Below are 5,093 nucleotides of genomic sequence, written 5' to 3' on the forward strand. Positions count from 1 at the left end.
CTGACAAAGGTGAACCTGCAGTCCAATCAGAGTTACCAGAGGCTGTCGTAACCGACAAAGGCGAACCAGAGGTTCACCCAGCGTTGCCAGAAGCTGTTGTAACTGACAAAGGTGAGCCTGAACAGGTAGCCCCACTTCCAGAATACACTGGTGATATTGATCAAGTAAAGCCAGATATTCCGACTGAAAAAACGAAAGAGCAGGATCCAGAAAAAACACTCGAATTAAGAAATGTTTCGGATATTGAGTTGTACAGCCAGACGAATGGGACTTATAAACAACATATCTCATTGGATGGAATTCCAAAGAATACGGATAATTACTTTGTCAAGGTAAAATCTTCGGCATTTAAAGATGTCTATCTGCCAGTCTCCTCAATAACTGAAGAGGAAAGAAATGGTCAGCCAGTTTACAAAATTACAGCTAAGGCTGAGAAACTCCAGCAAGAGCAGAACAATAAATATGTCGACCATTTCACCTTCTACCTCGATAAGAAGTCTAAAGAGGAAAAGACAAACTTTACTTCCTTTAGTAATCTGGTCAAAGCTATAAACCAAAATCCCTCTGGAACCTATCATTTAGCGGCCAGCCTGAATGCTAACGAAGTGGAGCTTGGTCCTGATGAAAGATCCTATATCAAGGGCACCTTTACTGGTCAGTTGATTGGTGAAAAAGATGGTAAGAAGTATGCTATCTATAACTTGAAAAAACCTCTGTTTGAAAACTTGAGTGGTGCTACAGTAGAAAAACTGAGCCTAAAAAATGTTACTATTTCAGGGAAAAATGATATTGCTTCACTGGCAAATGAAGCTCAGAATAACACAAAGATTAAACAAGTTCATATCGATGGTGTTCTGGCTGGAGAACGTGGTATCGGTGGATTGCTTGCTAAGGCAGACCAATCAAGCATCACAGAGAGTAGTTTCAAGGGAAGAATTGTCAATACCTATGAAACAACTGCTGCCTATAATATCGGTGGTCTGGTCGGTCATTTGACAGGAAACAAAGCTTCACTGACTAAATCAAAAGCGACAGTAGCCATTTCATCCAACACCAATAGTTCAGATCAGACTGTTGGTGGGCTAGCAGGTCTAGTAGACCAAGATGCGCATATACAGAACAGTTATGCGGAAGGTGATATCAACAATGTCAAGCACTTTGGTAGAGTTGCGGGTGTGGCTGGATATTTGTGGGATCGAAAGACGAATGAGGAACAGCATGCTGGAAGCTTGACCAATGTTCTCAGTGATGTCCATGTAACCAACGGAAATGCTATTACCGGTTACCACTACAATGGAATGAAGGTGAAGGACACATTCAGCAGCAAGGCGAACAGAGTATACAATGTAACCTTAGTTAGGGATGAAGTCGTCAGCAAAGAATCCTTTGAAGAAAGAGGAACAATGCTAGATGCTTCTGAAGTGACTAATAAAAAAGCAGAAATCAATCCTCTCACTCCTCCAACAGTGGAGCCCCTTTCAACAAGTGGTAGTAAAGAAAGTGATTTTTCTAAGGTGAAGCATTATCAAGCTAACCGTGCTTTGGTTTATAAGAACATTGAAAAATTGTTACCTTTCTATAACAAGGCGACCATCGTGAAATACGGAAACCTGGTCAAGGAGAACAGTCTCTTATATCAAAAAGAACTCTTGTCCGCAGTTATGATGAAGGATGACCAAGTAATCACAGATATTGTTTCTAACAAACAGACTGCAAATAAACTCTTGCTTCACTATCAGGACCATTCATCTGAGAAGCTTGATCTCAAGTACCAGACTGATTTTGCCAAGCTAGCAGAATATAGTTTAGGGGATACAGGACTCCTCTACACTCCAAATCAATTCTTGTATGACCAAGACTCTATCATTAAGCAAGTCGTACCTGACTTACAAAAGGTTGACTATAAGTCGGATGCTATCAGAAAGACACTCGGAATTTCTCCAGATGTCAAGCAAACTGAGCTCTATCTGGAAGACCAGTTCGCCAAAACAAAACAAGATTTGGCAAACAGTTTGAAAAAACTCTTGTCAGCAGATGCTGGACTTGCTGGTGACAACTCAGTTACCAGAGGCTATCTTGTAGATAAAATCAAGAACAATAAGGAAGCCTTACTACTCGGTTTAACTTATTTAGAACGTTGGTATAACTTTAGCTATGGTCAAGTGAATGTCAAAGACCTAGTTATGTATCATCCGGACTTCTTTGGTAAAGGAAATACTTCACCATTAGATACTCTGATTGAGTTAGGTAAATCTGGCTTTAACAATCTTCTTGCTAAAAACAATGTCGATACTTATGCTATCAGTCTTGCCAGCCATCATGGAACGACAGATTTGTTTAGCACGTTGGAAAATTACCGAAAAGTCTTTCTACCAGACAAAAGCAATAATGACTGGTTTAAATCACAGACCAAGGCTTACATTGTCGAAGAAAAATCCAATATCGAAGAGGTGAAAACGAAGCAAGGACTAGTTGGTACCAAGTATTCTATTGGTGTTTATGATCGCATTAGTAGTGCCACATGGAAATACCGCAATATGGTCTTGCCGCTCCTAACCTTGCCAGAGAAATCAGTCTTTGTCATCTCGACCATGTCTAGTCTAGGATTTGGAGCTTATGATCGTTACCGCAATAGTGAGCACAAAGCAGGCAAGAATCTCAATGATTTTGTTGAAGAAAACGCGCGTGAGACAGCCAAACGTCAACGAGATCACTATGATTATTGGTATCGCATTTTAGATAAAGAAGGACGTGAAAAACTCTATCGTACAATTCTACTTTATGATGCCTATAAGTTTGGAGATGATACAACATCTGGAAAAGCCACAGTTGAGGCTAAGTTTGATAGTACCAATCCGGCGATGAAGAATTTCTTTGGTCCAGTGGGGAATAAAGTAGTTCACAATCATCATGGTGCTTATGCAACTGGAGATGGCGTTTACTATATGTCCTATCGTATGTTAGATAAGAATGGAGCTATCACCTATACCCATGAGATGACACATGATTCAGATCAGGATATTTACCTTGGTGGCTATGGTCGAAGAAGTGGCTTAGGACCAGAGTTCTTCGCAAAAGGCTTATTGCAAGCTCCTGACCAACCAAGTGATGCAACCATTACCATAAACTCTATCTTGAAACATAAAACATCAGATAGTACAGAAGGTCAGCGATTGCAAGTGCTTGATCCAACTACAAGATTTAATAATGCAGCAGATCTTCAGAACTACGTCCACAATATGTTTGATGTCGTTTACATGTTGGAATATCTCGAAGGGCAATCTATCGTGAAACAGTTAGATGCTTATCAGAAAATGACGGCCCTGAGAAAAATCGAGAATAAATACGTGAAAGATCCTGCAGATGGAAATGAGGTTTACGCTACTAACGTAGTACAAAATCTGACAGAAGAAGATGCCAAAAAATTGACTACCTTTGATAGTTTAATTAAAAATAATATCTTGTCAGCTCGTGAATATAAGTCTGGGGAATATGAAAGAAACGGTTACTATACGATTAAACTCTTTGCCCCAATCTATTCGGCTCTGAGCAGTAAGGGAACTCCGGGTGATTTGATGGGACGTAGGATAGCTTATGAACTTCTGGCTGCCAAAGGCTTTAAGGATGGAATGGTACCTTATATCTCAAACCAATACGAAGAAGTTGCCAAACAAAACGGTAAAACCATCAATCTCTATGGTAAAGAACGAGGATTGGTGACAGATGATCTTGTTTTGGAAAAGGTATTTGAAGGGAAGTATTCTTCTTGGGCGGATTTCAAGAAAGCTATGTACCAAGAACGGGTGGATCAGTTTAGAAACTTGAAAAAGGTTACCTTCAACGATCCAACTAAATCTTGGGCAAGTTTTGCAAGAAAGACGATTCATAGTGTAGAAGAACTGCAGCGATTAATGGACGAAGCTGTCCGTAAGGATGCAGATGAGAATCGTTATTCTTGGGACAACTATAATCCAGAATATGATAGTGCAGTTCATAAGTTAAAGAGAGCAGTGTTTAAGGCCTATCTAAATCAAACTGATGATTTTAGAAGTTCAATTTTTAAGAATAAAAAATAGTGTTTACTATTAGGAAATAAAATTAAAGAAGGTGATTACGATTGTCATTATTTAAAAAAGAACGGTTTTCAATCCGAAAAATCTGTGGGATTGTTGGTTCAGTTTTACTCGGAAGTATCTTGGTTGCACCGTCAGTCATTCATGCTTCTACCTATCATTACATTGAAAAAAGCGCTCTGACAAAGGAAGAACTAAGCAAGATTCAAGCAGGAATTCCTACTGATAATGAAGCAACTTATGCTCTTATTTATCAGCAGGAAGCTCTTCCTGCGACAGGTTCATCGACTTCTGTGCTTACAGCTTTAGGTCTATTAGCTATTGGTAGTTTAGTTCTTTTGGTTCATAAAAAGAAAAAAGTTAGTAGTTTGTTCTTAGTTACTACTGTCGGACTGATTAGTCTTTCTAGTATGCAAGCTCTCGATATAAGCAATCCTTTGAAAGCTCCAAGTAATGAAGGAGTAGTTCAAATTGCTGGATATCGTTATATTGGATACTTACCACTTAATGATGAAGCAATTTCAGAAATTCAACATAAAGATGAGGGGACAAAAAATGTCCCATTATCTGAAATTCAAAGTATCCCTAATGAAGCGCCTAAAGCAGAAAAACCAGAACATACAGCACCAGTTGGTGGTAATCTGGTTGAGCCCGAAGTTCATGAAAAACCAGGATACACTCAACCTGTGGGGATGGTTCCTGACGAAGCACCTAAAGCAGACAAACCAGAATATACTAAACCAGTTGGCACAGTGCCTGACGAAGCACCTAAAGCTGAGAAACCAGAATACACTAAACCAGTGGGTACAGTGCCTGACGAAGCACCTAAATCAGAGAAACCAGAGTACACTGCACCAGTAGGCACAGTCCCAGACGATGCTCCTAAGTATGAGAAGCCTGACTATACGCAACCAATAGGTACAAACCTTGTAGAACCTGAAGTTCAACCAGCGTTGCCGGAAGCTATTGTGACTGACAAAGGCGAGCCGGAAGTTCAACCGGCATTACCCGAAGCTGTTG

At 39.9% G+C, this 5,093-nt stretch carries 2 protein-coding genes; both read left to right on the forward strand.

Annotated elements, in window-relative coordinates; translation table 11 throughout:
• Nucleotides 1–4,076 (forward strand): ZmpA/ZmpB/ZmpC family metallo-endopeptidase (locus HMPREF2837_RS07770; protein WP_075230809.1); only part of this gene is annotated, 4,076 nt, incomplete at its 5' end.
• A 41-nt stretch (nucleotides 4,077–4,117) separates the two neighbouring features.
• On the forward strand, nucleotides 4,118–5,093 hold a 976-nt coding region (locus HMPREF2837_RS07775), incomplete at its 3' end, for an SIALI-17 repeat-containing surface protein (RefSeq protein ID WP_083306461.1).

The sequence above is a fragment of the Streptococcus sp. HMSC071D03 genome (genome assembly GCF_001812125.1).
GTDB classification, from domain to species: Bacteria; Bacillota; Bacilli; order Lactobacillales; family Streptococcaceae; genus Streptococcus; species Streptococcus pseudopneumoniae_N.